Here is a 26,163-nt window from a genome sequence, read left to right as displayed (position 1 = left end):
ATTATTGCCGCAACACCACGTGGGGAGTCGGGGCGCAGGCTTCGGCTGGGCGTGATGGGTGGAACATTCGATCCAATCCATCACGGCCACCTTGTGGCTGCCAGTGAAGTAGCAGCCAAGTTCGGACTCGACGAAGTGGTTTTCGTGCCAACGGGGCAACCGTGGCAGAAGTCGCACAAACTTGTCAGCGAGCCGGAGCACCGGTACCTGATGACAGTCATTGCCACAGCATCCAACCCGCGGTTCACAGTGAGCCGGGTGGACGTTGACCGTCCCGGCCCCACGTTCACCATAGACACCCTGCGCGATTTGCGGGCCCAGCGTCCTGACGCGGACCTGTTCTTCATCACCGGTGCGGATGCCCTGGCCCAGATCCTGTCCTGGAAAGATGTGGACGAGTTGTGGTCGTTGGCGCACTTCGTCGGCGTGACCCGGCCCGGACATGAACTGAACGACCTCGGACGGACTGACGACGTCAGCTTGCTCGAAGTCCCCGCTATGGCGATCTCCTCCACGGATTGCCGGATCCGCGTGGGCGCAGGCAACCCCGTCTGGTACTTGGTGCCGGACGGAGTGGTGCAATATATCGCCAAATATGGTCTTTACGCGCCCCAGCCCGTGGCAGGGGAGCTGACGCCCGTACTGTCCGGATCAGACGACCAAGCACGTACTGAATGAGTTTTGAATGAGCAGCCAGGAACAGCGACCCATCCGCAGCAGGCGTGAGCTTCGCCGCGCCCGGGAAGAGCAGTCGGACGCCACTGCGCAGCCGGACACCACTGCGCAGCCGGACACCACCGCGCAGGCAGACGCCCCTGCGGAGCCGAAGGCGCAACCGGACGCCACCGCGGAACCGAAGGCGCAGCCGAAACCTGCCGCGGAGCCAAAGGTGCCGGCAAAAGCCGGCGTGGATCCCGAGGCCCCCGCCACAAGTGCCGCTGCTGGTGCTGACCGTCCGGCTGGGTCTGACCGTCCCGCCGCCCGTAACCGCCGTGCCGCTGATGGTCCGGTGGATGCCGTAGGAACCGCAGCGCAGGAGCGTTCCTCGCAGGTCCGGGCGCGTGACCGTGCAGCTCTTAGGACCATCAAGGAGCTTGCGGACAAGGAAGAACAGCTCTCCGGAGGTGGGCCTCCCACGCGGCGCCAGCTTCGACTTCAGCAGCTCCAGGCCGAAGTTGCCACGTCAATGAACCCTATCGTTCCAGTGCCGGGTTCCACGCAGGAAGCGGCAAAGCCAGGTGCTCCGTCGGATGGCGTCGGAAATGCCGACGCTCCGAAGTCCGCGGATGCAAAGCCTGGAGTTGCCAAGTCCGGCATAGCAAAGCCCGAGGTTGCCAAAGCCGGGGCCGGCAACGGCATCCCCAAGGACAAGGGCACACCAGCGGATGACGAAACTCCCGCAGGCAAGTCCACGCCCATGGACAAAGCTCCGGATGCTGCCACGGAGTCCGGAATGTCCGTTGAGCAGGCGCTTGCTGTCCGTGAGTTGATCGCGGCGCAGGTTCAAAACCAGACGTCCAAGCTGGAACACATTGCCGAGCAGGACCCGTTGGCTGTTGATCCAACGGTGTTGGCGGAGCAGATTGCCTTGGCCGAACGTGCGGCGGTGTTGAACAAGCGCGCTGCAGCCAAGCAGAAGCTTGCCGAGCAGAACAAGGCTGAGCAGAGCAAGGTAGAGCAGGCAAAGTCTCCGGCGGCCACGTCTGGTCCTTCCACGGCCAACAACCTGGCCATGGTGACTCCGCTGGAGTTCGTCAAGGTTCCTGGTGTTGAGCGTCCGGTCATGAAGCGTCCCAGCACCACATTCGTGCCGTTGATCACCTCGGCAGGTCCAACTCTGGATGACCCGTCGCAGGTCAAGAAGCCAGGTTCCCGGGGCCGCGCAGGAGTTCTTGCCCGTGCGGAAGCTGTAGCCAGGTCCGCCAGGAAGAAGCCTGTTCCACCAGTGGAGCGCAGCGAAGAGACGCAGCGCCCGCCCGTTTCTGCCAGTACGGCTTACGGACTTGATCCGTTGGACGTCAATACTGCAGGACTGGCACGCGCTCAGCGCAACAGGCTGCTGCAGTACGGTGTTTTGGCTTTGGGCCTGGTTGCGCTCATCGTCGGCATCATCATGATCACCAGCGGCTAGTTCCGCTTTATCTCGGCAAACGCCACAACAAGGCCACAGGCCACAACAAGGAGTCCCCGTGTCTGCACATGAACAATCCATCACTCTCGCCCGTCACGCCGCGCGTGCAGCGGCCGATAAGCTCGCCGAAGACATCGTTGCACTTGATGTCAGCGAGCGGTTGGCGCTCACTGACATCTTCCTGATTGCGTCTGCTCCCACTGAGCGCCAGGTCAACGCAATCGTCGATGGCATTGAGGAAGAACTGCTCAAGCAGGATCTTCGGCCCGTGCGTCGTGAAGGCCGCTCCGAAGGCCGCTGGGTTTTGCTGGACTATGCGGACATCGTGATCCACGTCCAGCACGCCGAAGATCGCGTGTTCTATGCACTGGAGCGCCTGTGGAAGGACTGCCCTGTGGTGGATCTGGAGCTCGGTGACGATGCCTCCGCCAAGGCTGTTTCCGCGGAGGACTCAGAGCGCTAGGCAGTACTGGCAACCGAATATGCCCGATTTGGAATTTTCGGAAATGCTGTTCTAAGATATTTGAGTTGCTTCGGCGCGGATGGCTGAAATGCTGGACGTGAAGCAGCAAGAATATGGGGCTGTGGCGCAGCTGGTAGCGCACCTGCATGGCATGCAGGGGGTCAGGGGTTCGAGTCCCCTCAGCTCCACCACCTAGGGTCCTGCTTTCGTCAGTGAGAGCAGGACCCTTTGCTGTACCAGGAGTTTATTGATTCGGCTGCTGTTCCCGGGCTCAAGCGGTTGGGTCATCACCGAGTGGCGGACTTTGTGTCTGGTGGCTTGCGCCTGATGTCAGGGCCGGCAGCATGAATTCCCACATTTGTTCGATCCTGGCCATGACATCCTCCCGCGCAGTGAGGACTTCGGAGACCATCTGGACCCCGGTGAATGATGCCACCAAGTAGCGGGCGAAGGCTGCGGCATCCAGATCGGCGCGGACATCCCCCTCCGTCCGGGCTTGAGCCAATAACTGGTGGACGGTGTTGATCCAGTCCTGGTAAGGGCCGGAAACGTCAGCTTGGAACGCGGAGGCTTCGAATGTGAGCCGTATCCCGCCCTGGACTATCGGTTCATCCAATAGTTGCTGCCCGAACATCCTGCAGAGGCCGATGATTTTCTGCAGCGCAGTGTTGTTGGAAGCAGCGATCTCCGAACCCGCCGACTGGACCAGGGCGTGTTGCTCGTCGATGACAGCCAGGGCAAGCTCACGCTTGGACGTGAAGTGAAAGTAAAGTGCGCCTTTGGTCACGCCCGCGCGCTTGGTGATGTCAGCCAGGCTGGCGTTTCCGTACCCAATCTCCGCGAAGACACGGGCTGCGCCTTCAATGACTGCCAGTCGGGTGTCCTGCGCACGTTGCTGCATTGGTAGTGGCTGACCTTTCGAGCGATGTGGTGGGGCCGGTTGTTCTGTCACGGGATGCTGGCTGTGGCGCCTCTGGAACCCCATAACGCTATCACCGGGCAAAGTCGGGTCGCTCAAATAAACCGACTGGACGGTTTGGTTTCTGGAAGTATCGATCTTAGACTTCATCAGGGGCGGTGCTGGATGACGGCACGCTCCCAGGCAGCCGGTTTGGGGGGAGGCGCGGCGGATTCGTCCAGCGCGCCTCGGCTGCCGGGTTCACTGGATTAGACGCGCGGGTATACCTGATAGGAGCGGCTCGGGGTGACGCAGTTCACGGTTGACCGATTTCGCTTCTCGATGGATTGTGGTTAGTATTGACGAGTTGCTTCGACGGGAAGAGAAAAACTTCTTCGGAAAACCAGCAAATCCGGGGCTGTGGCGCAGCTGGTAGCGCACCTGCATGGCATGCAGGGGGTCAGGGGTTCGAGTCCCCTCAGCTCCACTTCGGAAAAAGACCCCGCTCATCCGAGCGGGGTCTTTTTGCATGTCCTGATAGCCGCTCAAATTATCCAGGGGGACGTGCGAACTCGGCGCCGCTGACGAACTCGACACCTTGGAACGGTTCGTCGCCTACCACGTGGGCGTTATGGCCCGGCGGGATCGTGTAGGAGTCGCCGGCAGCGATACTGATCTGGCCGCCGTCGTCGGTTTCAACGTCCAGCTTTCCGGAAACGCAGAATCCAACATGGCTCAACTGGCAGGAGTCGGTGCCCACTACAGGTTTGATGCAGTCAGCCCACGTCCAACCGGGCTCAAAGGTCATACGGCCGATTGTGTATTCGCCTACGGTGACGAGGTCCAGGACGGTCTTATCCGGACGGCGCGTCTCGTCGGGAGAGTTATGGGACTTTACTTCAAGGTTCGTGACAACATTGACACTCATGGCTTCTCGCAGGGGAGGGGGAGCCGGATGACGGATGGTCCCGGTGCCTGGCTCCTTGGTCACCGCGACGTGTGCCGGCCGCCTCTGTGATGGGTTTTACCAAACTGACGGGACGACCAGGTGTTTACGTGCTGCACTCTCAGGTTCCTCCCAAGCAATGACAAAGTCGAGTCAAAATCGCAACGAAAGTGAGAACCTCCATCGTGACGGCATTGGAACTGGAATCCCTCTTTGGCTCCTTGAGCAGGCTTCCGGACGTCGAAGCGGAGAATTTGCAGGCCTACGACGCCACTGACCGGATTCTGCTGGAAACAGCGGCAAAAATGGTGGGCCAACACACCGGAGTTGTCGTTATTGGCGACCGCTACGGTGCCCTGACGCTGGGTGCACTGGCGGGACTCGGCGTCGGGCACGTCCGTGTTCACCAGGATCTTTTCACGGGACGGCTCGCGTTGGAGCGCAACGCAGCAACAGCAGGACTTGAGGGCCGTTTCACACAGCATGGTCTAGGCCCGGATCTGCTCAGCAATGCAGGGCTGGTACTTGTTCAATTGCCGAAGTCGCTTGCTGAGTTGGAGGAAATCGCCGACGCCGTTGCCCGTTTCGCAGCGCCGGATACGGTGGTGTTGGCAGGCGGCCGCATCAAGCATATGTCCACCGGGATGAATTCAGTCCTGGAGAAGTACTTCTCCTCTGTCCAACCACAACTTGCCCGCCGGAAGTCCAGGGTGCTCATTGCCAGGGATCCCCAACCGGTTCGGGACGCGCCGCCGTTCCCCGTTGTTGAACCGTTGCAGGAATTGGGAATCACGGTCTGCGCACATGGCGCCGTCTTCTCCGGGGCCCGTCTGGATATTGGGACGCGCTTCTTGCTGACCTTCCTGGACCGGATGCCGCCTGCCCGGCGGGTGGTGGACCTGGGATGTGGCACGGGGATCCTGGCCACCATGTATGCACGGCGCCATGAGCAGGCGAGCGTGGTGGCAACGGACCAATCAGCGGCTGCTGTTGCCTCGGCCCGGGGTACTGCGGAGGCCAATGGGGTGGGGGACCGGGTGGCCATCCTTCATGATGACGCGATGTCCACGCTTGCACCTGGCAGTGCGGACCTCATCCTGCTGAACCCGCCGTTTCATGTAGGGGCCAGCGTCCATGCAGGCGCTGCGCTGAAGATGTTCCAAGCCGCAGGACGAATGCTGGCGCCAGGTGGGGAGTTGTGGACCGTCTACAACAGTCACTTGCAGTACCGGGGTGCGCTGGAACGGCTCATAGGGCCGACATCGGAGGAAGGCCGCAACCCTAAGTTCACGGTGACACGCAGCCTCAAATCCTGAATTCACCGTCATCAAGGCACGGTCCAGGAAGCTGTCGCATACAATTCAGTGGCATCGTTACCAACCCCTGACTTCGTCGCCAGCGTGTGCTCGTACCTGTGGGGCTGTGGGTATCGTACGATGCAGACAGAGACTAAATTCGACGAAGTTTTTCCGAATGACGAGGGGCATCAGTGACTGAGATCCGGCAGCCGACACCGAGGCGCGGAACGAATCTACCCCGTATGGGGGACTTCAATCTGACCGTCATTCTGGAGGCGATCCGGCGGTCAGCGCAGGGGCTCAGCCGCGTGGAGCTGGCACAGATTGTTGGACTTTCCCCCCAAACCATTTCCAATATTTCCCGGCGCCTGCTGGATCAAAAGCTGATCGTCGAGGCCGGCAAGGAAGGATCGGGGCCGGGCAAGCCGCGGACCATCCTGCGGTTGAACCCGGCTGGGATGTATGCCGTTGGTGTCCATCTGGACCCGGCCGTTATCACCTTTGTGGTTCTTGACCTCTTGGGCGACGTCGTCAGGCATTCCCGGATGTCCACCCCGGGCGGGGACCCCGCCGACGTGATCACCAGCATCGCCGCGCAAATCCAGGTCCTGGTCGAAGAGTCGGGAGTGGATGCATCCAAGATCGCCGGTCTTGGCGTTGCCGTCCCCGGACCCATTGACCTGGATGAAGGCTCCGTGGTGGAGCCGCCCCTGCTGACCAGGTGGAACCGGGTGCGCATCCGCGAGGCTTTGAGCGAAGCCACCGGGCTGGAGACCCTCGTTGACAAGGACGTCACCAGCGCAGCTGTTGCCGAGACCTGGGCAGGTGGCGCGAGCGGCGCCGGCAGCTTTGTTTTCATGTACATGGGTACCGGCATCGGTTGCGGAATCGTGCTCAATGATGAAGTAGTGCGTGGAACCTCCGGCAACGCCGGCGAAATCGGCCACATTGTGGTTGATCCTTCCGGTCCGTTATGTGATTGCGGACTGCACGGATGCGTTAAGTCCTCCTGCATCCCTCAGGTCCTGGTGGCTGAGGCCGAGGCAGCCGGTGTCCTGGACGGTCACCGTGAGGGGGCAGACGGTCCCGAGGTCCAAGAGCGTTTTGCCGAGCTGTGCGACCAAGCTGACGCCGGGAACCAAAAAGCGATTGCCATCCTGGACAAGTCGGCTACCCTCGTGGCCCGTGCCGTGTCCGTAGTGACCAATACCTTGGATGTGGAGCGCGTGGTTTTCGGTGGTCCCTTCTGGGGCCGGATGTCACCCTACTTCCTGGAGCGGGTTCCCGAACTGCTGGACAGGAACAACGCTGCCCGCATGATCCATGACCTCGAAGTTGTAGGAACCGGAGTGGGCGAGGACGTCGGCGCAATCGGTGCCGCGTGTCTCGTCCTGGAGCACATGCTGGCACCGCGGGCCCAGCGGCTCCTTCTGGAAGGCTGATTCAGCACGACGTTTGACGGATTGGAGCACCATGGGCCGCCCAATGAAGTTAGGTAGTATGAAGCGCGTGGCGGGGAAGTTTGCCGCCCTCGCTTCAGCCGCCGCCGTCCTTGTGGCAGCCAGCTCCTGTTCGCCTAGCCTTGACGCGGCCGGGAATAAGACGCTGAAGATCGTTTATCAGAAAACGGATGCCTTTACCGCCCTCGACGCCGTCATGCAGGACGCCAAGAAGGAGTTCGAGGCAGCCAACTCAGGGATTTCCGTTGAGCTTCAGCCCATTCAGGCCAACGATGACGATTACGGAACCAAGCTTGCCCTGGCGCAGCGTTCCACGGACACTGCGCCGGATGTCTTCTACGAGGACACCTTCAAGGTCCGCTCGGACGTCGACGCCGGGTACCTCCTTAAGCTCGATGGTTACCTTGAGAAGTGGGACGACTGGTCCCTGTTCAACGAAGCAGCCAAAGCGGCCGGCCGGGCAGATGACGGCAGTATTTATGCGGTGCCGCTCGGTACGGACACCAGAGCTATTTGGTACAACAAGGCAGTCCTGCAAAAGGCGGGCATTTCATTGCCCTGGCAGCCAAAGACCTGGGATGACATCCTGACCACGGCCCGTGCCGTGAAGGCATCCGATCCCAACGTGATCGCCTTCAACATGTACGCAGGCAAGGGGACCGGCGAGGGCACAGTCATGCAGGGCTTCTATGAACTCCTCTACGGGACAGACAGTACGTTGTATGACGAGAACGCTAAGAAGTGGGTGGTCGGTTCCCAAGGATTTACTGACTCCCTGGCGTTCTTGAAGACCCTCTACGACGAAAAACTCGCAGTGAGCCCCGCCGAGGCCTTGGATGCCAACGTCTGGAAGAAGGTCTTTGGCGAGTGGTTCCCGCAAGGGAAACTGGCGGCCACCGTGGAAGGTTCCTACACGCCGTCGTTCTGGCAAAAGGGTGGGGCATACGAGTGGGCAGGATATGAGCAGGACATGGGCGTCGCTATGTTCCCCACCAGGAACGGCCAGGAGCCCGGAGGTGTCAGCATGTCCGGTGGTTGGACGCTGGCGGTGGGTGCCAAGAGCAAGAACCCCGACCTTGCCTTCCAGTTCCTCACCACTGCACTGAACAAGAAGAACGCGTTGGCCTACGACATCAACAATTCGCAGATTGCCGTCAGGACCGATGTCGCCGCGGAAGCCGATTATTTAGCAGCCAACCCGTTCGTCAAGGATGTCTCAGACCTGGTGGCCGTGACGCATTACCGGCCCGCCACAGCTGACTATCCCAAGATTTCCACCGCCGTCCAGGTGGCCACGGAGTCAGTCATAACCGGCAAGCAAAGCCCCGAGGACGCCGCAGCAGAATACGATGCCACCGTCCGGAAGCTTGTGGGTGAGGACAAGGTCCTGGAGAAATGACCATCCGCCGCGTCCTGCGGCTCCTGCCGGTAGTTCCGTCGATTCTGCTGCTCCTGCTTTTCCTGGTGGCCCCGGTGGCGTGGTCGTTTTACGCGTCTTTCACCAACGCGTCGTTGACGGGCAAAGCTGCGCAGGACCCGCAGTGGGTGGGCGCCGACAACTACGCCCGGATGTTCAGCGATGACTCGTTTCCGCTGTCGGCCTGGCTGACCGTTGTCTTTGTCGCGGCGTCGGCGGTGTTGGGGCAAAACGTGCTGGGCCTGCTGATCGCACTGCTGATGACGCGTTCACGGAAAGTAGTCTCGTCATTGGTGGGTACAGCTGTGGTTGCGGCCTGGGTGCTTCCGGAAATTGTGGCCGCGTTTGCCGCGTATGCATACTTCAACCGGGACGGAACGCTGAACCAACTGGCGGGCATCGTCGGTATCCATGGCGTGGACTGGCTGTATTCGTTCCCCCTTGTGGCGATCATCCTGGCGAACACCTGGCGCGGCACCGCTTTCTCCATGCTGGTGTACCGGGCGGCTTTGGCGGACGTGCCCCGGGATATTTCCGAGGCCGCGCTCATGGACGGCGCCCGGGGGTGGCAGAGGCTCACCTTTATTACCCTGCCTTTGATCCGGAGCAGTATCACCACCAACCTGATGTTGATTACGCTCCAGACATTGGCCGTTTTCACCCTCATCTGGGTGATGACGGCGGGCGGACCTGCCAACGCCAGCACTACCTTGCCGGTGCTGGCATACCAGGAGGCGTTCAAGTTTGGCGACATCGGCTATGGAACAGCGGTGGCGTCGGTCCTGATCTTGTTGGGCATGGTGTTCGGTGCCGTCTACGTTCGGCTCCTGAGGGAGCGTCGCCCATGACCACCAAGGAACTGCGAGCGCGGGGGAAAGCACAAGTCACGACGACGGGTGGCGCCTCCCGTTCCAGGGCCAGGTTGGGTGCGGATATCGCCTTGGCCGCGATCGGTGTCTGCTTTGTGGCGCCATTATTGTGGTTGCTGCTGGCCGCCGTCGACCCCCAGGCCGTATACCAGACCAAGGTGCCATCGGCGCCGTCGACCCTCAACTTCAGTGCGGTGCTGACTCCTGAGCTGCTGTTTCTGCCGTTGGCAAACAGCTTGTGGTTGTCCGCCGGTACGGCTGCAGTGAACCTCCTTGCTGCCGTGCTGGCGGCGTATCCGTTGTCCAGGTATCAGTCCCGGTTCAACAAGCCGTTCATGTACACGGTGCTGTTCGGCACCTCGCTGCCGGTGACGGCCATTATGGTGCCCGTGTATGGGTTGTTCGTCCAGCTGCAACTGTTGGACTCCATGGCGGCGACCATTTTCTTCATGGCGACCACTACTTTGCCCATGGCGATCTGGATGACCAAGAACTTCATGGACTCGGTTCCTTTGGAACTGGAGGAGGCGGCCTGGATGGACGGGGCGTCGGCCATGACCGCGTTGCGCACCATTGTCCTGCCGCTGATGAGGCCGGGGCTCGGTGTGGTGTTCATCTTCGTCTTCATCCAGGCGTGGGGAAACTTCTTTGTTCCCTTCATCCTGTTGTTGTCGCCGGGCAAGCAACCGGCGGCAGTGTCCATCTTCAGTTTCTTCGGCCAGCACGGAGCGATCGCTTACGGCCAGTTGGCTGCTTTTTCCATCCTGTACTCGGTCCCGGTGCTCCTGCTCTACGCGCTGGTTTCCCGGGGCATGGGGAACTCCTTTGCCCTGTCTGGAGCTATGAAGGGCTAGCTGGAGATGGGAAGGGGGTGGCCGGCGTTCAGTCGATGTCCTCGATGATCTCGCCGTACGGTATGGACTCATCCAAGTGGGCCTGATGTCCGGTGGGTCCCCGGTTAAAGGTGATCCGGACCCCGTGGCGTTCGTCGGCGGCTGATTGCAGGAGGACGGGCCGAACGGCGTCGATGACGTGCTGGTCCTGGGCGGCGAGGTACTTCTGATAGGCGGCTGGTAGCTGATGCATGGCAAAAGGATAGACCTCGGAGGGCTGCATGGGGAGGGGTCCCCATTGCTGCCCTGAACAGGTCAGACTTGGATAGAGTGGCCCATGCAGGCGTAAGCACTGATGCCCGGCTTTTTAGCCGGCTGCCTGCCGGGAGACGCCAGACGCCAGCGAGGGGACCACGAGTGCAGCAGACCACAGCCACGGCCGGAATCGACGCACCGGACATGGCCCGTGCCCAACAACTCGTGGGCAGCATCATCCGGAGTTTTGAGAACAAAGTGGTGGGCCAGGCCAGGCTTCGCGAGACGTTGGTCATCGGGTTGTTGACGGGCGGCCACGTGCTGCTTGAAAGTGTGCCGGGCCTTGCCAAGACCACGGCGGCCCAGGCGATCGCGGAATCGGTCAGCGCGGAGTTCCGCCGGATCCAGTGCACTCCGGACCTGTTGCCCAGCGACATCGCAGGCACGCAGATTTTCGACGCAGCCAAGGGAACATTCGTCACTCAGTTGGGCCCGGTCCATGCCAACATTGTGCTGCTGGATGAGATCAACAGATCCAGCGCGAAGACCCAGAGTGCCATGCTGGAGGCCATGCAGGAGCGGCAGACGTCCATCGGTGGCGAGTCCTACCCTTTGCCGCAGCCGTTCCTGGTGCTGGCCACACAGAACCCGATTGAGCAGGAAGGGACGTACCGGCTCCCCGAAGCCCAAATGGACCGCTTCATGCTCAAGGACGTTCTGGACTACCCGAGCCCGGCCGAGGAAGCCGAAGTCATCCGCCGGATTGACGCCGGGGTGTTCAACGCCGACCAGAAGCCGCCGGCTGCTGCCTCACTGGACGCCGTGGTCCAGGTCCAAGAACTCGTGCGAAGGGTCTACATCGACCCCGCCATCGTCAGGTACATCGTGGGCCTTGCCTACGTCACCCGCAATGCTTCCCAATATCTGGAGCCCAGGCTCGCCGACCTGGTGGAGTTCGGTGCCAGCCCCAGGGCCAGCATTGCCTTCAGCCAGGCAGCCAGGGCCCTGGCCTTGCTGAACGGCCGTGACCACGTGATTCCCGAGGACGTGAAGAGCCTTGCACACCGGATCCTGCGGCACCGCATCATTCTCGGGTTCGATGCTGTGGTTGAAGGTGTCCCGGTGGAAACCGTCATTGATGCCGTCGTGGCGTCTGTCCAGACACCGTAGCGGGGACTGCGCGTGCCCAGCCTGCTTCGCCGGGTTAAGTCGAAGATGTTCATCTTCGCCCACCGGAGGACCCTGACCCTGCTCGACGGCGAATACGGCTCCGTTTTCAAAGGCCGCAGCCTGGACTTTGATGAGCTGCGGGCCTACGTTCCTGGAGATGAAGTCAGGGATATTGACTGGAAAGCCACCGCACGGCACGGATCGCCCCTGGTCAAGCGGTATGTGGCAGTTCGCCGGCACTCGGTGCTGTTGCTCGTGGACACCGGACGGACCATGGCTGCCCAGGCTTTGTCTGGTGAACCCAAGAAGGACATTGCTGTGCAGGCAGCCGGAGTGCTGGGGTATCTTGCGTGCCGCCATGGTGACGACGTCGGCCTCCTGCACGGGAACGAGACCACAACCCGGTATGTCCCGCCCCGCAGCGGCGAGGAGCACCTGGAACGCTTGCTGCAGGAGGTCGATGCGGGCGTCGCCGTGGACGGACCGGCCAGTTCCCTCGCGGAGCAACTGGACTACGTCCTGAGATACCTGAAGGGGCGCCTGCTTGTTATAGCCGTCGCGGACGAGTTCATGCCCGATTCCCGTACTGAGGGCCTGATGCGCAGGCTTCGAGCCAGGCACGAAGTCCTGTGGCTCACCGTCCGGGACGCGAACCTCACACCGGTGGCAGACAAAGGTGCCACGAACAGTAAGGATCTGGGCACGGGGCAGGGAATTCCCATCCCGCTGGCCGCCGACGGCAAGGTCCGGGCGGCCTATGAAGCTGCCATGGCCGAACGCGGAGAACACCGCAGCTCCCTCTTCCGCCGACTGGGCATCGCCGAGGAACAAACCTCAGGCAGCGCGGACGTCCTGCCTGCCGTCTTTGCACTCCTTGAGAAGCACCGTTCGGGTGCGACAACTGCCAGGGGTACCGCTCGGGGTGGCCACCGTGCAGGATGATCCCGGCTTCTACGCGCCGCTGCAGTACCAGCCGCAATGGTTCTGGGCCGGCCTGCTGATAGTCCTGGTGGTGGGTGCCTGGTACGCCTGGATCTTCCGGCCCCCGCGCCGGAGACCGCCGGCCGGACAAGGACCGCCACAGCAGGACCTGGAATCCCTGCGCTCCGCGTGCCTGACGGCCATCAACGCCACAGCAGAAGACGCCGACGCCGGACGGATACCAGTGCGCGACGCCCACCAAAGACTCAGCTTCCTCGTGCGGGAGTTCGCCGGGGCAGCCACGGGGCTGCCCGTCACGTCCATGACGCTGGAAGATCTCCGCCGCCAAGGATTCGAGGAACTTGCTGCAGGAATCGCGGGCATCTACCCCAACGAATTCGCCCGCGTGCCACTCCACCCCGTGGGGCACTCAGCAGAGGCTGCGCGACAGGTGGTGATCGGATGGAACTGAGCTACGGGTGGATCCTTCCCCTTGCCGCAGCAGCGGTGGCCATCAGCGCCTGGCTGTACCGCCGTCGTCGTCCCCCACAGACCCGGCCCGTCGCGCACGGCGACCGCCTGACCGACCTGCCGGAGTACCAGCACGCACTACGCAGGTACCGCCTGCGGCTGATGGTGGCGGTGGTGCTGGGCGCCGTGTTCCTCGCCGCCACCGCTACAGCCGCCGCCAGGCCCATCCTGCGCACCACGGAGCAGCCGGAAATCCGGAACAGGGACATCGTGCTGTGCCTGGACGTGTCCGGATCCATGACCAGCACCGATGCCGCCATAGCCACCGTGTTCCAGGAACTCGCCAAGGAGTTCGACGGCGAAAGGATCGGCATGGTCATCTTCGACAGCAGCAGCGTGCAACTCTTTCCCCTCACGGATGACTACGACTATGCCGCCGAACAGCTCGCCGAAGCCAAGGAAGCCCTGGACAGCGGGGCAGGATCCTTCTTCGACGGCACGTGGAACGGCGCAGGCTCCTCACTGATCGGCGACGGCCTGGCATCCTGCGTGCAGAGCTTTCCCGATGACACAGGCACCGATGGGGCCCAGCGCTCGCGGTCCGTGGTGCTGGCCACTGACAACTTCCTCTCCGGCGAGCCGATCTTCAGCCTGGAGGAAGCGGCAGCACTGGCCGCCGACAAAAAAGTAAAAGTCTATGCACTGAACCCCAGCGACATGGACTACGGCAACCAACCCGATGAACCCGGCGCCCAACTCAGGGCCGCCACTGAGCGTACCGAGGGCGCCTATTTCACCGTAGACAGCGCGGAGGCCGTGCCGGGCATCGTGGGGAAAGTGCAGGAAACAGAAGCCACAAGCTACCGTGCAGCTCCCCAGGCAGTGGTAGCCGATGCTCCTGCCTGGCCGCTCGGGATCGCCCTGGTTGCCGGAACGGGCATGCTGGTACTCGGCTGGAGGCTGGAACCATGACCTTCGCCCCGGTCATTCCTTGGCCCCTGCTGGTCCTGGCCCTCGCCGCCGTGCTGGTATTCACAGTGCTGGCCTTGACACGGAAAGCGAGGCCAGCTGCGTTGCGGGGCGTCGCCGTCGTGCTTCTGCTCCTCGCCATGCTAAGGCCAGGCTGGCCCGGTGGACAGGCCAACACCGCCGCCGCGGAGATGGATGTCTTCTTCGTGGTGGACACCAGCACCAGCATGGCAGCCGAAGACTACAACGGCTCCGCTACCCGGCTGTCGGGGGCCAAACGCGACGTGATGGCGATAGCCAAGGAGCTCGCCGGTGCCAAATTCTCCCTGATCACGTTCGACAACAAGGCCACCGTCCGCATGCCCCTCACCCGAGACGCCACCGCGCTGCAGACTGCCATGACCACACTCCAACCCCAGAACCCCCGATACGCCAAGGGAAGCATCGTCACCGGCGCAGCACAGCTGCTCAAAGAGCGGCTTGCGGCAACCAAGGAGCAACACCCTGGCCGGCCTGCACTGGTCTTCTACGCCGGCGATGGCGAAAACACCAGCGCAGAGCAGCCGCCGGCCATGGACGCCGCCAACGTAGCCGGGGGAGCGGTCCTTGGATACGGCACCCCTCAGGGCGGACGCATGAAGGAAACCCCGGATGCGGACGCCGGCTACCTCAAGGACCGCAGCTCCGACACCCCACAGGAAGCCGTTTCGCGCATTGACGAGAACCAACTCCGCGCTATCGCCGAGCAACTCCGCCTCCCCTACGCACACCGGACCGGGACAGAGCCGCCATCGGACATGCTCGGCAAAACCCAGCCAGGTGCCCTCACCATCAGCGACGCGGACACCCCCGGACGCATTGAGCTCTACTGGCTGCTCGCCCTGGCCGCCTTCCTGCTGGCACTGCACGAACCACTGCGCCACCTCACCGCACTCCTGAACCTCCGGCCTGCAGCACCGAAGGAGCGCACCCCATGACCCACAACGCACGACGACCGCGACTCCACCTTGCGCTGTGGTCCGCGCCACCGGCCCTGCTGGCGCTCGCAGTTGCCGCGAAACTCCTGAGCGTGGGCCTCCTGGGTGGTGCAGCCGCGGAGTCCTACGCTGCCGGTCAGGGAAGTGACGTGGCCCGGGCTGCCTCCTGGCTCCATGTAGTCAACTTCGTGGAGCCGCATAAGGCGCCGTTCGCCTCCGGGGACGCCCGGGTGCTGGCGGGTGACTTCGCTGCCGCACGGGAAGACTTCGAGACAGCGTTGCGGCTCGGTCCCGGTGAAGACGAGTGCAAAGTCCGGGTCAACCTTGTCCTGAGCATCGAGAAATTGGGGGATGCGGCCGGGGGCGGTGACGCTGCGACCCGGCTTTTTGCGGAAGGACTTGCTGCCGCGGAAGGATCTCCGCCGCATTGCCATGCTGTTGGTCCCGCCAACGCTGCAGGGGAGGGCGCAGCCCTTGACGCGGCGGAGGAACGGCTCACGAACAAAATCGCCGAGGGAAAGCCGCAAAGCGGCAAGGCGCAGCAGCCTTCCGGCGAATCCCCGTCCTCGCCTCCACAGGAACAACTCAAACGGCTGGAGGAAAGCGCGCAACAAGCCCAACGGGAACGCTCGGAGGGGCAGGAACGCGGAGAATACCTGCGCAGTCCTGATGACGGCCCGCGCGTTGACAAACCATGGTGACCCTTTTGGCGAACAAAGTTCACGAATCCTTGGACCCATAGCGGACAACAACGACGGCGGCCGATCACCGCAAAAGGTGACCGGCCGCCGTCGTTCGCGTTAAGCGTTGCTTGCTACTCCCAAAGGATTTCGTCATCCACCACGCCGTCTTCGTCGGCTGCGACTACCAGGAGCTCGTCCGTGAAATGGGATCCGAGGGTGAAGTCCAGGACAAAATACCGCTCCGGCTGACCGGGGTAGATGGCCACGTGGCCGAGCTTGAGAGCTTTCAGGAACACATCATTGGTCAGTTGGCCCTTGTCCCGGACGCCGAAGACCGATTCCAGCTGCTCGTCCTTGAGCTGTGAGCTATGGAAGTGCAGGAACTGTTGCGGATTGGTGCCGTCCTGGTCGAGCTCGTCGGCAATCATTTCCCTGACCTGGTCCACCAGTTCGGGCAGGAAGCGCAACCTGTAGTCCACCTTGCGCATTGCGGCCTCATCGAAGTGGTCGTGCGCGGTGACATTGAGGTCCAGCTCCAACTGGTTGCCGGCGAGTTCGTGTCTCGCGACGAAGCAATGTTCACGCCCGTGATTGAGCTCGATCTCCCCAAAATGTTTGCTCGCTACCTTGCCCATGTGATCAATCTAACCCCATCAACCGGCGGGTTCCAGCACTTGGGGATATTTCACCTGCGCCGTTGCGGACCCTTGACAGGCGCGGTTTTCAGGGGGTGAAGTCCGCTCCTGCCGGAGGTTTCCCGGAGGGTGTCGGCCAGCAGTTGTGTGAACAACTGCACTTGAGCGGTCCGCTTTTCGTTGATGAGCAGGGCGAAGACGTTACGCGCCAAGCGAATGTCCGGGACGTCAAGGACCACGACGCCGGATGGCCGGTTCCGGAGCGCCAGTTCGGGTACCAGCGAGGCACCCAGGCCGGCGGCGGTCATCTCCAAGCTGGCGTGGAAATCGTCGCTGTAGGCCACCACCCGCGGGTGGAGGTTGCAGCTGGCAAACAGGCGTTCAATCACCAGGGCGTCGCTGGTGCCGGGGTGGTGGACGATCCACGGCATGTCGGACAGATGGGCGGCTTCTATCTCGGCATCCTCCCGGATTTTCCAGGACGCCGGCAGCACCACCCTGAAGTCGTCGTCCCCGATCCACTGCCGTTCCAGGGAATGCGGCCAGGCCAGTCCGGACTGCCCCACCTGATAGACCAGCGCCACATCCAATTCGCCGCCGCTGCGCAGGCCCTGGATGGTTTGGGCGGGTTCCGCCACGGAGACGCGGAGCTCAATGCCCAGCCCGTTCCACCGATCGTTCCGGAGGATCTCCGGCAACACGTAGGTGGCAAGGCTGGGGAAGATGCCAAGCCTCAGTTCCTGCGCGGGGGAGTCGTTGGTTCGTGAAGCCGCAGCCATGAGGGCCTCGACGTCGGTCAGTACCTTCGATGCGTGCCGGGTCATGGTCACGGCAGCCTCCGTGGGAACAACGCTCCGCGCCGACCGTTGGAAAAGCTCGACGCCGGTATCGCGTTCCAGCGCCGCCATCTGTTGGGAGACTGCCGAGGCTGTGTAGCCAAGCTGGGCGGCGGCGGCAGCAAAGGAACCCAAACGGGTGACTTCCATGAGCGTCCGGAGGTGGAGGAGATTGACCATCAGCAGATTTTAGCTGTTCGCCACGCCACATTTTCAAAGTGTCACGACACGCCGTATCCCGGCGACACGCTGGAGATTAAATGTGGCTAAGTAGTCCACAGGGTGTGGATGACATCTATCAATTTGGCGGAATCACGGACATTTTGAGGGCCCTCGCCTGTGGACGAGCAGTGGATTGAATGACATACTTGTAATACATCATCTTGGGGTTCCAGTTCGACGCTTGCACTACATGTAGTATCGATTTACGGATTGAGCGGGAAACCAGCACAAGACAAAATCAGAGCGTGTTGGCTGTCACGGCAGCCCGCGGGCCGGTATCGGATTCAGTAGCTAGTTCCGGTTGAGCCCGCCAGATACGAAGAGCGACAGACTTCAACTAAGGGGACAGGGATCATGACCGTAACGGTTTACACGAAGCCGGCCTGTGTTCAGTGCAACGCAACCTACCGGGCACTCGACAAGAAGGGCATTGCCTACCAGAGTGTCGACATCTCCCAGGATGCCGAGGCCCTCGAGCGCCTCAAGGCACTGGGTTACATGCAGGCTCCGGTTGTCGTCACCGAGCAGGACCACTGGTCTGGTTTCCGCCCGGACAAGATCGAGGAACTGGCCCAGGCCGTTTCCTCCGTGGCCTAAGTTTCATTCAAACTTCGCCACCACAGCACACTAAGAATTCCTATGTAGTCGAGGTGACTCCCATGGCACCGCTGGCAGCGGCACCCGTACGCGATGCTGCGGAAGCTGTGACCACGAGGAGTCACCTCATCTACTTTTCCTCGACCTCCGAGAACACCAAACGATTCGTCCAGAAACTGGGTACGGATGCAGCACGCATTCCGCTGTATGCCCAGGATGCTCCGCTGCGGGCCCTCGAACCCTTCGTCCTTGTACTGCCCACTTACGGCGGAACAAACGGCGAAGGCTCGGTGCCGAAGCAGGTCATCAGATTTCTCAACGATCACGGGAACAGGGAACTGATCCGCGGTGTTATCGGAGCGGGGAACACCAATTTCGCGGACAACTACTGCGCAGCGGGGGACATCATTTCCGTTAAGTGCAAGGTGCCGCATCTTTACAAATTTGAACTCATGGGGACGCCGGAAGACGTTCAACGGGTCAACGAAGGGCTGGAAAAGTTTTGGACACAACTGTCGCAGAAACAGAAGTAACCGGGGGCGCTGTGGACACGGTCAAGAAGCCGCTGCCTGAGGCTTTCAAGGGCTTGGGTTATCACGAGCTCAACGCCATGCTGAACCTGTATGGCCCCAACGGCGAGATCCAGTTCGAAGCCGACCGTGAAGCTGCGCACCAGTACTTCCTGCAGCACGTGAACAACAACACGGTGTTCTTCCATGACCTGGAAGAGAAGCTCGACTACCTGGTGAAGAACCAGTACTACGAGCGCGAGACCCTCGACCAGTACACGATGAACTTCATCCGCGACCTCTTCAACCGCGCGTACAAGAAGAAGTTCCGCTTCGAGACCTTCCTCGGCGCCTTCAAGTTCTACACGTCCTACACGCTGAAGACTTTCGACGGCAAGCGTTTCCTGGAGCGCTACGAAGACCGCGTCTGCATGGTTGCCCTGCACCTGGCACGTGGCGACGAAGACCTGGCCAACCGCCTCGTCGACGAAATCATCGACGGCCGCTTCCAGCCGGCTACCCCCACGTTCCTCAACGCCGGCAAGGCGCAGCGCGGCGAGCTCGTCTCCTGCTTCCTGCTCCGCATCGAAGACAACATGGAGTCGATCGCCCGCGCCATCAACTCTGCCCTTCAGCTCTCCAAGCGTGGCGGCGGTGTGGCTCTTTCGCTCACCAACATCCGCGAGCACGGTGCCCCGATCAAGCAGATTGAAAACCAGTCCTCCGGCGTCATCCCCGTGATGAAGCTCCTCGAAGACAGCTTCTCCTACGCCAACCAGCTCGGTGCCCGCCAGGGTGCAGGGGCCGTGTACCTGCACGCCCACCACCCGGACATCCACCGCTTCCTGGACACCAAGCGCGAGAACGCTGACGAGAAGATCCGTATCAAGACGCTTTCCTTGGGTGTTGTGGTTCCCGACATCACGTTCGAACTCGCCAAGAAGAACGAGGACATGTACCTCTTCTCCCCGTACGACGTCGAGAAGGTCTACGGTGTCCCGTTCTCCGATATTTCGGTGACCGAGAAGTACTACGAGATGGTTGACGATTCCCGGATCAAGAAGACCAAGATCAGTGCCCGCGAGTTCTTCCAGACCCTCGCGGAGATCCAGTTCGAGTCCGGCTACCCGTACATCATGTTCGAAGACACCGTTAACCGGGCCAACCCGATTGACGGCAAGATCACCATGAGCAACCTGTGCTCGGAGATCCTGCAGGTTTCCTCGCCGTCCATCTACGCCGAAGACCTCAGCTACGAGACCGTGGGCAAGGACATTTCCTGCAACCTCGGTTCCATGAACATTGCCAAGACCATGGATTCGCCGGACTTTGGCCGCTCCATTGAGACGTCCATCCGCGCCCTCAGCGCTGTGTCCGACATGTCCTACATCAACTCGGTGCCGTCCATCGCACAGGGCAACGCCCAGAGCCACGCCATCGGCCTCGGTCAGATGAACCTCCACGGTTACCTTGCCCGCGAGCACGTCCACTACGGTTCCGAAGAGGGCCTGGACTTCACCAACATCTACTTCTACACGGTGCTGTTCCACGCTCTGCGCGCCTCCAACCGCCTTGCCATCGAGACCGGCCAGACGTTCGGCGGCTTCGAGAAGTCCACTTACGCATCCGGTGAGTTCTTCGACAAGTACACCGAGCAGGAATGGGTTCCGGCAACGGAACGGGTCTCTGAGCTCTTCGCCGGCCACCACATCCCCACCCAGGATGACTGGCGCGAGCTGAAGGCTTCGGTCATGGAGCACGGTATCTACAACCAGAACCTCCAGGCCGTGCCGCCTACCGGTTCCATCAGCTACATCAACAACTCCACGTCCTCCATCCACCCGGTGGCCGCCAAGATCGAAATCCGCAAGGAAGGCAAGATCGGCCGCGTCTACTACCCGGCTCCGTACCTGACCAACGACAACCTGGAGTACTACCAGGATGCCTACGAAATCGGCTACGAGAAGATCATCGACACCTACGCCGCTGCCACGCAGCACGTGGACCAGGGCCTGTCCCTGACGCTGTTCTTCAAGGACACCGCCACCACGCGCGACATCAACAAGGCGCAGATCTACGCATGGCGCAAGGGCATCAAGACCCTCTACTACATCCGTCTCCGCCAGCTCGCGCTGGAGGGCACTGAGGTGGAAGGCTGCGTCAGCTGCATGCTGTAATCAACCTTTATCGGTCGATTAATTGCGGCCCCGGCTGCACTCAAAACTAAAGAGCACGACGGCGGGTTCCCACCCGCCGTCGTAGGCTTATCTCAAGAAAAACCATCGCTTTAAGGGGATGAAATGACCGAAAAGGTCAAGCTGCTGACACACGTCGAGGCCATCAACTGGAACAAGATCCAGGACGACAAGGACGTGGAAGTCTGGAACCGGCTGGTCAACAACTTCTGGCTCCCGGAGAAGGTGCCGTTGTCCAACGACGTCCAGTCGTGGCACACGCTGACGCCGGATGAGCAGCAGCTCACCATGCGCGTTTTCACCGGCCTCACTCTCCTGGACACGATCCAGGGCACCGTCGGCGCCGTTTCGCTGATCCCTGATGCGATCACCCCGCACGAAGAAGCCGTGTACACCAACATCGCTTTCATGGAGTCGGTGCACGCCAAGTCCTACTCGTCCATCTTCTCCACTTTGTGCTCCACCAAGGAGATTGACGATGCCTTCCGCTGGTCCCTCGAGAACGAGAACCTGCAGAAGAAGGCGCAGATCGTCATGGACTACTACCAGGGCGACGATCCCCTGAAGCGCAAGGTTGCCTCCACGCTGCTGGAGAGCTTCCTGTTCTACTCGGGCTTCTACCTGCCCATGTACTGGTCCTCGCGCGCCAAGCTCACGAACACGGCCGACCTCATCCGCCTCATCATCCGTGACGAGGCCGTGCACGGTTACTACATCGGCTACAAGTTCCAGAAGGGCCTGGAGAAGGTTTCCGACGCCCGCAAGCAGGAAATCATGGACTACACGTTCGAACTGCTCTTCGAGCTGTACGAAAACGAAGTCCAGTACACACATGACCTCTACGACGGTGTCGGCCTGGCCGAAGACGTTAAGAAGTTCCTGCACTACAACGCCAACAAGGCCCTCATGAACCTCGGCTACGAGGCCATGTTCCCGGCTTCCGTCACCGACGTGAACCCGGCCATCCTGTCGGCCCTGTCCCCGAACGCCGACGAGAACCACGACTTCTTCTCCGGCTCGGGCTCCTCCTACGTGATTGGCAAGGCTGTCAACACGGAGGATGAGGACTGGGAGTTCTAAGCAGTCGTTCAATTCAGGGCGGGCAGCGAGCAATCGCTGTCCGCCTTTCTTTTGTCTGGTTCACGTTCTGGAGGGTCGGTGTCCGGGGAGTGGCGGGGCTTTGGATTGGTAGCTGTGTCCGGTGGGTGTGCTGATGTGCAGGGTGTGGGTGTCTGCGGGGAGGGTTTCTGCGGGCAGGGGGGTGGCGGTCCAGCCGGGGTTTTCTTTGGTGTGGTTGCACGCTTCGCAGAGTCCTGCGGCGTTGTCCAGGGTGGTGGTGCCGCCTAAGTGCCAGGGCACGATGTGGTCGATGTGCCGGATGGGCGCGTCGCAGTAAGGCGTCCTGCAGGTATGGTCGCGGGCTTGGATGAACCGCCGATGTCGGTGCGGGAAGAGCCGGGCCTTGGAGCCCATCGCCAAAAGTTCCCCGCTCCCGGGTGCGGTGTAAAGCCGCCGGACCCAGACCGCGAAGTCGTGATCTTCCTCCGGCACCGGCCCATGGCCCGACTGACTGCCCGTCGGTGTTGTCCGTGCTGGCGAGGACCCGCGGCTTGCCGGGACTTCCTGGCTGGCTGAAGGGGCACGCTGGGGTAACGGTCGCTGTCCCGTTGGCCCCTGCCTGCGTCCTTGCGTCTGTTCTCCCGGACCGATGAGGGTTCTGGCCCACTCCGCCGGGACGATGCCGTAGCCGTGGAGCCGGGCGGGTTCGGAGTCGCTTTGGAACAGGGTCCGGTCGGTCATGACGAGCTGGAGTTCAACCCCGGCGACCCCGCCCGGGGTGCCGGTGATGCGTTCGGTCAGGGTGTCGGCCATGACCTGGCCACGGCCACGGGGATCACCACTGGAACGGGCGGCATCAGCGGCCCGGGTCAACGCGGCATAGGCTGCCACGCCCTGGGCGACCGGGAGCAGCGCGGTCAGGTAGGTCATGGTGTCCGGTGCCGGTCTCAGACTCACGGTCCGTTCCGTCGCGGCATGGCTGGCCCTCTGGGCAACTGACCGTGGATCACGGCGGTACGCGGCCGCTTTCACGGCGGCGACCAGGGCCCGGTCACCAACACCGTCGAACGTCCCGGTATCAGGGGCGAGTTCGGCGTCCACCGCGGCCCGGTCCTCCACGGACAAACACGCTGTTTCCTTCACCAACAGCGTCGCCCGCCATTCGTTGAGCAGGCCTTTGTTCAACGCCGCCAGGGTCCGCGGCATCTCCGTCACCAGGGCTTTGGCCAGGCCCAACAACCTCGAGCCACGGTTGGGTGATTCCCGCCGCGCCAACGCCACCTGCGCCCCGACACCCTTGCCACGCTCCGCCGCCGGCATCCCGGCCTCGGCCTGCTCAGCCCGCTGCGCCAGATCAAACGCCACAGCAATCTGCGCCTGCAACCCGGAAATAGCCGACTTCATTTCCTCCAACACCCGCAACTGACCGATCAGGTCACCACTGATGGTGCCAGTCCGGCCCACATCCCCGGAAACAGCAAGAAACGGCGCAGCAGACAACGCCGCCGACTTCGCTTGCCCTTCCCGGATCTGCTTCATGCCCCAACTCTCGCAGGGGGCACTGACATTATTAGGTCGGTTGCCCGGGGGAGGTGCCGGCGGACTCGGTCTGAACCCTCCCGCCCTTGTCTGCGTCTTTACATCAGGGGAGGATACGCGACATCGTCGGAAGGTTCGCCATGGCGCAGCTGGAGAAGTTCGAAAAGTACTTGATCGAAGAGTTCTACGATGACTACCGCTCGGGGGACATGTCGCACAAGACCTTCACCCGGCGGGTGGCATTCATCATGGGAAGCATGACGGCGGCTGCGGCTGCCATGACCCTGGTGGGCTGCACTCCGGAAGAGGTTCCCGCGACAACCGATCCGATGCCAACGCCTTCGCCCGCGACGTCGTCGGCGTCTGAGCCAGGATCTGCAGGGACCGCTACAATGGCCGTTCCCAACGCCAAGAGCCCACTCTCTGTCCCTGAGGGTGCGGCAGGATTGATGACAGCAACCGTGAAGTTTGACTCCAACGGGACGGAAATCAGCGCTTACCTGGCCCGGCCCGAGGGCAGTCAAAAGGGACCCGGCGTCCTGATCTGCCACGAAAACCGTGGGCTCACACCGCACATCCACGACGTCGCCCGGCGCTTCGCCAAGGAAGGCTACGCGGCGTTGGCGCTGGACTTACTGAGCAGGGAGGGCGGCACAGCGAATATGGACCCGGATGCCGTCCCGGGTGCACTGACGCAGGCTGGTGCGCAAAGGCATGTGGGCGACTTCAAAGCCGCGTTCGAGTACCTCAACGGCCAGGACTTCGTGGAGAAGGGCCGGATCGCCATGGTCGGCTTCTGCTTCGGCGGAGGCATCACCTGGCAGGCGAGCACCGAGATCCAAAGTCTCAAAGCCACCTCCGCGTTCTACGGTCCAGCACCGGACCTGGCCAAGGTTCCCACCATCAAACCGGCGGTCTTTGGTGTCTACGCCGAGAATGACGCCCGCATCACCGGCGCTATGCCCCAACTTCAGGAAGCCTTGAACGCCTCAACGGTCAAGCACCAACTCAAGGTGTACCCCGGCGTGGATCACGCCTTCCACAACGACACCGGCGACCGATACGTCGAAGCGCAGGCAACCGCTGCGTGGAACGACACCCTGGCCTGGTTCAAGGACAACGTCTAGGCCGCACCACGCGGGAACCTAACCCTGCAACCGCGCAGCTTCACTCGCCAGCTCTGCCTCCAGAATTTCGATGCTCGGCAGGCTCGCCACCAACTCGTCGGGGAGTGAGTCCGGGAGGGATGTCTTCCACTCCGCAATGCCCACAGGAGCGTTGAATCCACGCAGTGCGTACTCGGCCACCACGCTGTTCTTCTCCTTGCACAGCAGCAGTCCGATAGTTGGCTTGTCCTCGGGGTGCGCCATGAGGTCGTCCACTGCCGCCATGTACATGCCCAGCTGCCCCAGGAACCCGGGTTCGAACTTCACGGCCTTGAGTTCAATCACCATGTAGCAGCGCAACTTCAAGTGGTAGAACAGCAGGTCTGCGAAGAACTCGTCGCCGGCAATCTCCAATCGGACCTGCTCGCCGACAAAGGCGAACCCCTGGCCCAGCTCCAACAGGAATTTCTCCACGTGTTTCACCAACTGCAGCTCCAAGTCCCGTTCGGTGTGCCGATCACTCATGGACAGAAAGTCGAAGACGTAGGGATCCTTGGTCGCCTGCTGCGCCAGGTCCGAATCGGCTGGGATCATCGTGGAGGCAAAGTTGGTGATGGCCTGCCCCGAGCGTTCGTGCAAGCGCGTCGAGATCTGGTGGGTCAACACGTTGCGGGACCAGCCGTGCTGGGCAGCCGCCGCTGCGTACCAGAGTCGCGTGGCGGCGTCGTCGAGCTTTTCCAGGAGTGCGATCTGGTGGTACCAGGGCAATGTTGCAAGCGGTGCTTGCAACATTGGGAAATCGGGCCAGGCCTGGGCGAAGCTCTTCATGTACCTCAGGTTTCTGGGGGAGAAGCCCTTCGCTTCCGGGAACCGGGTCCGGATGTCGGCAGACAAGCGGGTCACTACCTTGGCGCCCCATCCTTGCTCGGATTCGCGTTCGGCGAGCTGTCGGCCAATGCTCCAGTACGAATTCAACAACTCACTGTTGGCCGCTGCCATCGCCCGGGTCCTGCCAACGCGGACCTCTTGTGCCACGGTGTGAAGCAAGGTGGGATACCAGTCGGGCATGGACGAAGCAGCCGGGACACCCGGAAATGATGCTTCGGTGGCGAGCTCTTGGGACGGCATGGTGCTCCTGTCGGTTGCTGGTGTGACCACGCTAAGCGGAGGCACTGACAAAATAGACGGGTGAGCGAAGCCGGTGAATTCATGGACCACACCCTGCAGATGGAATCCACCTGGGAGAAAGCTGCAGAGGCCAGTGAGCGTCTGGGCGGGGCACTGAAGGTGTATGGCGCATCCGTGGGCGCCGTGCGGGGAACGGTGAGGGATACGCTCAAGCGGTACAAGAACCTGGACCATGACGACGTCACTGCCTTAGGTTCGGAGCTCTACGCGGAGCCGGTCTTTGAACGGCGCCTTGCAGCAGTGGTCCTGCTGCAAACCAAAGTCGGCATCCTGGTCAACACCGACCTGACCCGCATTGAAGGTTTCATCAGGCAGGCCGGGACCCGCGAACTGGTGGATCCCCTCGCGAAGGATGTGGTGCGTCCCTTGATGGCACGCCTGGAGGGGCAGGCGAAGGAACGCGCTGAACGCGTACTGGGACGGTGGGCCGCAGACCCGGATCCGGAGCTACGGCACGCCGCGGCCCTGGCGGCAGGCACCGCCACCCCTTGATAAGCACCAGCGACCCGCCTAGCG

Annotated in this window: 27 protein-coding genes and 2 tRNA genes; 22 read left to right on the top strand and 7 right to left on the bottom strand. The window is 61.9% G+C overall.

Going from position 1 to position 26,163, the window contains the following annotated elements; all coding sequences use genetic code 11:
* The first annotated feature begins 3 nt into the window (after window positions 1-3).
* The 4 genes from nadD to ACIQLI_RS09360 all read left to right on the top strand — a co-directional run bounded on the left by nadD (window position 4) and on the right by ACIQLI_RS09360 (window position 2,785).
* A complete protein-coding gene (nadD, locus tag ACIQLI_RS09375) occupies window positions 4-678 on the top strand; it encodes a nicotinate-nucleotide adenylyltransferase (protein ID WP_375154237.1) in 675 nt (224 codons plus the stop codon).
* A 7-nt stretch (window positions 679-685) separates the two neighbouring features.
* A complete protein-coding gene (locus ACIQLI_RS09370; RefSeq protein WP_400387448.1) occupies window positions 686-2,131 on the top strand; it encodes a hypothetical protein in 1,446 nt (481 codons plus the stop codon).
* A 58-nt stretch (window positions 2,132-2,189) separates the two neighbouring features.
* Complete coding sequence (gene rsfS / locus ACIQLI_RS09365) at window positions 2,190-2,594, top strand: ribosome silencing factor (RefSeq protein WP_026542411.1); 405 nt, start codon at window positions 2,190-2,192, stop codon at window positions 2,592-2,594.
* Between the two features lie 115 nt (window positions 2,595-2,709).
* Window positions 2,710-2,785: transfer RNA gene (locus ACIQLI_RS09360), tRNA-Ala, on the top strand.
* An 80-nt stretch (window positions 2,786-2,865) separates the two neighbouring features.
* Here the strand turns inward: ACIQLI_RS09360 and ACIQLI_RS09355 are convergent.
* Window positions 2,866-3,495 carry a ScbR family autoregulator-binding transcription factor gene (locus ACIQLI_RS09355; RefSeq protein WP_354227084.1) on the bottom strand — a complete coding sequence of 210 codons (630 nt, stop codon included), beginning with the start codon at window positions 3,493-3,495 and terminating at the stop codon, window positions 2,866-2,868.
* A gap of 411 nt (window positions 3,496-3,906) precedes the next feature.
* Between ACIQLI_RS09355 and ACIQLI_RS09350 the strand changes: the two genes are divergently transcribed.
* Window positions 3,907-3,979 (top strand) — tRNA-Ala (locus tag ACIQLI_RS09350).
* A gap of 63 nt (window positions 3,980-4,042) precedes the next feature.
* On the opposite strand, the gene ACIQLI_RS09345 is transcribed toward ACIQLI_RS09350, so the two are convergent.
* Window positions 4,043-4,420 (bottom strand): cupin domain-containing protein, encoded by a 378-nt coding sequence (locus ACIQLI_RS09345; RefSeq protein ID WP_089595289.1) that lies wholly within the window; start codon window positions 4,418-4,420, stop codon window positions 4,043-4,045.
* Between the two features lie 188 nt (window positions 4,421-4,608).
* Between ACIQLI_RS09345 and ACIQLI_RS09340 the strand changes: the two genes are divergently transcribed.
* From ACIQLI_RS09340 to ACIQLI_RS09320, 5 genes are all read left to right on the top strand, one after another.
* Window positions 4,609-5,754, top strand: coding sequence for a class I SAM-dependent methyltransferase (locus tag ACIQLI_RS09340; RefSeq protein WP_400387444.1), 1,146 nt, complete (start codon window positions 4,609-4,611; stop codon window positions 5,752-5,754).
* Window positions 5,755-5,978: 224 nt separating this feature from the next.
* Window positions 5,979-7,178, top strand: coding sequence for an ROK family protein (locus tag ACIQLI_RS09335; protein ID WP_354227079.1), 1,200 nt, complete (start codon window positions 5,979-5,981; stop codon window positions 7,176-7,178).
* Window positions 7,179-7,236: 58 nt separating this feature from the next.
* Window positions 7,237-8,595: an extracellular solute-binding protein gene (locus ACIQLI_RS09330; RefSeq protein WP_400387589.1), complete on the top strand. Its 1,359-nt coding sequence runs from the start codon at window positions 7,237-7,239 to the stop codon at window positions 8,593-8,595.
* Window positions 8,592-9,461 (top strand): sugar ABC transporter permease, encoded by an 870-nt coding sequence (locus ACIQLI_RS09325; RefSeq protein ID WP_354227075.1) that lies wholly within the window; start codon window positions 8,592-8,594, stop codon window positions 9,459-9,461. Before ACIQLI_RS09330 ends, ACIQLI_RS09325 begins: the two co-directional genes overlap by 4 nt.
* On the top strand, window positions 9,458-10,336 hold the full coding sequence (locus tag ACIQLI_RS09320; RefSeq protein WP_400387439.1) for a carbohydrate ABC transporter permease: 879 nt from the start codon (window positions 9,458-9,460) through the stop codon (window positions 10,334-10,336). Before ACIQLI_RS09325 ends, ACIQLI_RS09320 begins: the two co-directional genes overlap by 4 nt.
* 28 nt (window positions 10,337-10,364) lie before the next feature.
* On the opposite strand, the gene ACIQLI_RS09315 is transcribed toward ACIQLI_RS09320, so the two are convergent.
* Entirely contained in the window at window positions 10,365-10,598 is a 234-nt protein-coding gene (locus ACIQLI_RS09315) for a hypothetical protein (protein WP_354227071.1), read from the bottom strand.
* 134 nt (window positions 10,599-10,732) lie between these two features.
* Here ACIQLI_RS09315 and ACIQLI_RS09310 point away from each other — a divergent pair, with 134 nt between their 5' ends.
* The 6 genes from ACIQLI_RS09310 to ACIQLI_RS09285 are packed head-to-tail and all read left to right on the top strand — an operon-like array spanning window position 10,733 to window position 15,779.
* Window positions 10,733-11,740, top strand: a complete 1,008-nt coding sequence (locus tag ACIQLI_RS09310; RefSeq protein WP_354227069.1) for a MoxR family ATPase — start codon at window positions 10,733-10,735, stop codon at window positions 11,738-11,740.
* Between the two features lie 12 nt (window positions 11,741-11,752).
* Window positions 11,753-12,682, top strand: coding sequence for a DUF58 domain-containing protein (locus tag ACIQLI_RS09305; protein ID WP_400387435.1), 930 nt, complete (start codon window positions 11,753-11,755; stop codon window positions 12,680-12,682).
* The gene (locus tag ACIQLI_RS09300) at window positions 12,663-13,133 is read left to right on the top strand and encodes a hypothetical protein (RefSeq protein ID WP_354227065.1); all 471 of its coding nucleotides are present in this window, start codon (window positions 12,663-12,665) and stop codon (window positions 13,131-13,133) included. Before ACIQLI_RS09305 ends, ACIQLI_RS09300 begins: the two co-directional genes overlap by 20 nt.
* The gene (locus ACIQLI_RS09295; RefSeq protein WP_400387432.1) at window positions 13,124-14,104 is read left to right on the top strand and encodes a vWA domain-containing protein; all 981 of its coding nucleotides are present in this window, start codon (window positions 13,124-13,126) and stop codon (window positions 14,102-14,104) included. The genes ACIQLI_RS09300 and ACIQLI_RS09295 overlap by 10 nt, the downstream gene beginning before the upstream one ends.
* Entirely contained in the window at window positions 14,101-15,078 is a 978-nt protein-coding gene (locus tag ACIQLI_RS09290) for a VWA domain-containing protein (RefSeq protein WP_400387429.1), read from the top strand. The genes ACIQLI_RS09295 and ACIQLI_RS09290 overlap by 4 nt, the downstream gene beginning before the upstream one ends.
* A complete protein-coding gene (locus ACIQLI_RS09285; protein ID WP_400387426.1) occupies window positions 15,075-15,779 on the top strand; it encodes a hypothetical protein in 705 nt (234 codons plus the stop codon). Before ACIQLI_RS09290 ends, ACIQLI_RS09285 begins: the two co-directional genes overlap by 4 nt.
* A 113-nt stretch (window positions 15,780-15,892) precedes the next feature.
* Here the strand turns inward: ACIQLI_RS09285 and ACIQLI_RS09280 are convergent, their stop codons facing one another.
* Window positions 15,893-16,396, bottom strand: a complete 504-nt coding sequence (locus ACIQLI_RS09280) for a DUF2004 domain-containing protein (RefSeq protein WP_172325525.1) — start codon at window positions 16,394-16,396, stop codon at window positions 15,893-15,895.
* Window positions 16,397-16,446: 50 nt separating this feature from the next.
* Complete coding sequence (locus ACIQLI_RS09275) at window positions 16,447-17,412, bottom strand: LysR family transcriptional regulator (protein ID WP_354227056.1); 966 nt, start codon at window positions 17,410-17,412, stop codon at window positions 16,447-16,449.
* 396 nt (window positions 17,413-17,808) lie between these two features.
* Here ACIQLI_RS09275 and nrdH point away from each other — a divergent pair, with 396 nt between their 5' ends.
* The 4 genes from nrdH to nrdF all read left to right on the top strand — a co-directional run bounded on the left by nrdH (window position 17,809) and on the right by nrdF (window position 21,835).
* Complete coding sequence (nrdH, locus tag ACIQLI_RS09270; protein WP_011775022.1) at window positions 17,809-18,051, top strand: glutaredoxin-like protein NrdH; 243 nt, start codon at window positions 17,809-17,811, stop codon at window positions 18,049-18,051.
* Between the two features lie 62 nt (window positions 18,052-18,113).
* The gene (nrdI, locus tag ACIQLI_RS09265; protein WP_400387421.1) at window positions 18,114-18,584 is read left to right on the top strand and encodes a class Ib ribonucleoside-diphosphate reductase assembly flavoprotein NrdI; all 471 of its coding nucleotides are present in this window, start codon (window positions 18,114-18,116) and stop codon (window positions 18,582-18,584) included.
* 11 nt (window positions 18,585-18,595) lie between these two features.
* Window positions 18,596-20,737, top strand: a complete 2,142-nt coding sequence (nrdE, locus tag ACIQLI_RS09260) for a class 1b ribonucleoside-diphosphate reductase subunit alpha (RefSeq protein ID WP_354227265.1) — start codon at window positions 18,596-18,598, stop codon at window positions 20,735-20,737.
* Between the two features lie 123 nt (window positions 20,738-20,860).
* Window positions 20,861-21,835, top strand: a complete 975-nt coding sequence (nrdF, locus tag ACIQLI_RS09255) for a class 1b ribonucleoside-diphosphate reductase subunit beta (protein ID WP_400387418.1) — start codon at window positions 20,861-20,863, stop codon at window positions 21,833-21,835.
* Window positions 21,836-21,895: 60 nt separating this feature from the next.
* Here nrdF and ACIQLI_RS09250 read toward each other — a convergent pair whose 3' ends face one another.
* Window positions 21,896-23,353 (bottom strand): HNH endonuclease, encoded by a 1,458-nt coding sequence (locus ACIQLI_RS09250; protein WP_400387415.1) that lies wholly within the window; start codon window positions 23,351-23,353, stop codon window positions 21,896-21,898.
* Between the two features lie 140 nt (window positions 23,354-23,493).
* On the opposite strand from ACIQLI_RS09250, the gene ACIQLI_RS09245 reads away from it, so the two are divergent.
* Entirely contained in the window at window positions 23,494-24,480 is a 987-nt protein-coding gene (locus tag ACIQLI_RS09245; protein WP_400387412.1) for a dienelactone hydrolase family protein, read from the top strand.
* 18 nt (window positions 24,481-24,498) lie between these two features.
* Here the strand turns inward: ACIQLI_RS09245 and ACIQLI_RS09240 are convergent, their stop codons facing one another.
* On the bottom strand, window positions 24,499-25,587 hold the full coding sequence (locus tag ACIQLI_RS09240; RefSeq protein WP_400387409.1) for a YhcG family protein: 1,089 nt from the start codon (window positions 25,585-25,587) through the stop codon (window positions 24,499-24,501).
* A gap of 60 nt (window positions 25,588-25,647) precedes the next feature.
* Between ACIQLI_RS09240 and ACIQLI_RS09235 the strand changes: the two genes are divergently transcribed.
* Complete coding sequence (locus ACIQLI_RS09235; protein WP_400387406.1) at window positions 25,648-26,139, top strand: DNA alkylation repair protein; 492 nt, start codon at window positions 25,648-25,650, stop codon at window positions 26,137-26,139.
* The last annotated feature ends 24 nt before the right edge of the window (window positions 26,140-26,163 follow it).

The sequence above is a fragment of the Paenarthrobacter sp. NPDC091669 genome (assembly GCF_044756725.1).
GTDB lineage: Bacteria > Actinomycetota > Actinomycetes > Actinomycetales > Micrococcaceae > Arthrobacter > Arthrobacter bambusae_C.
Note: the sequence above shows the minus strand (reverse complement) of the source record. Positions and strands in the feature narration are given on the sequence as shown.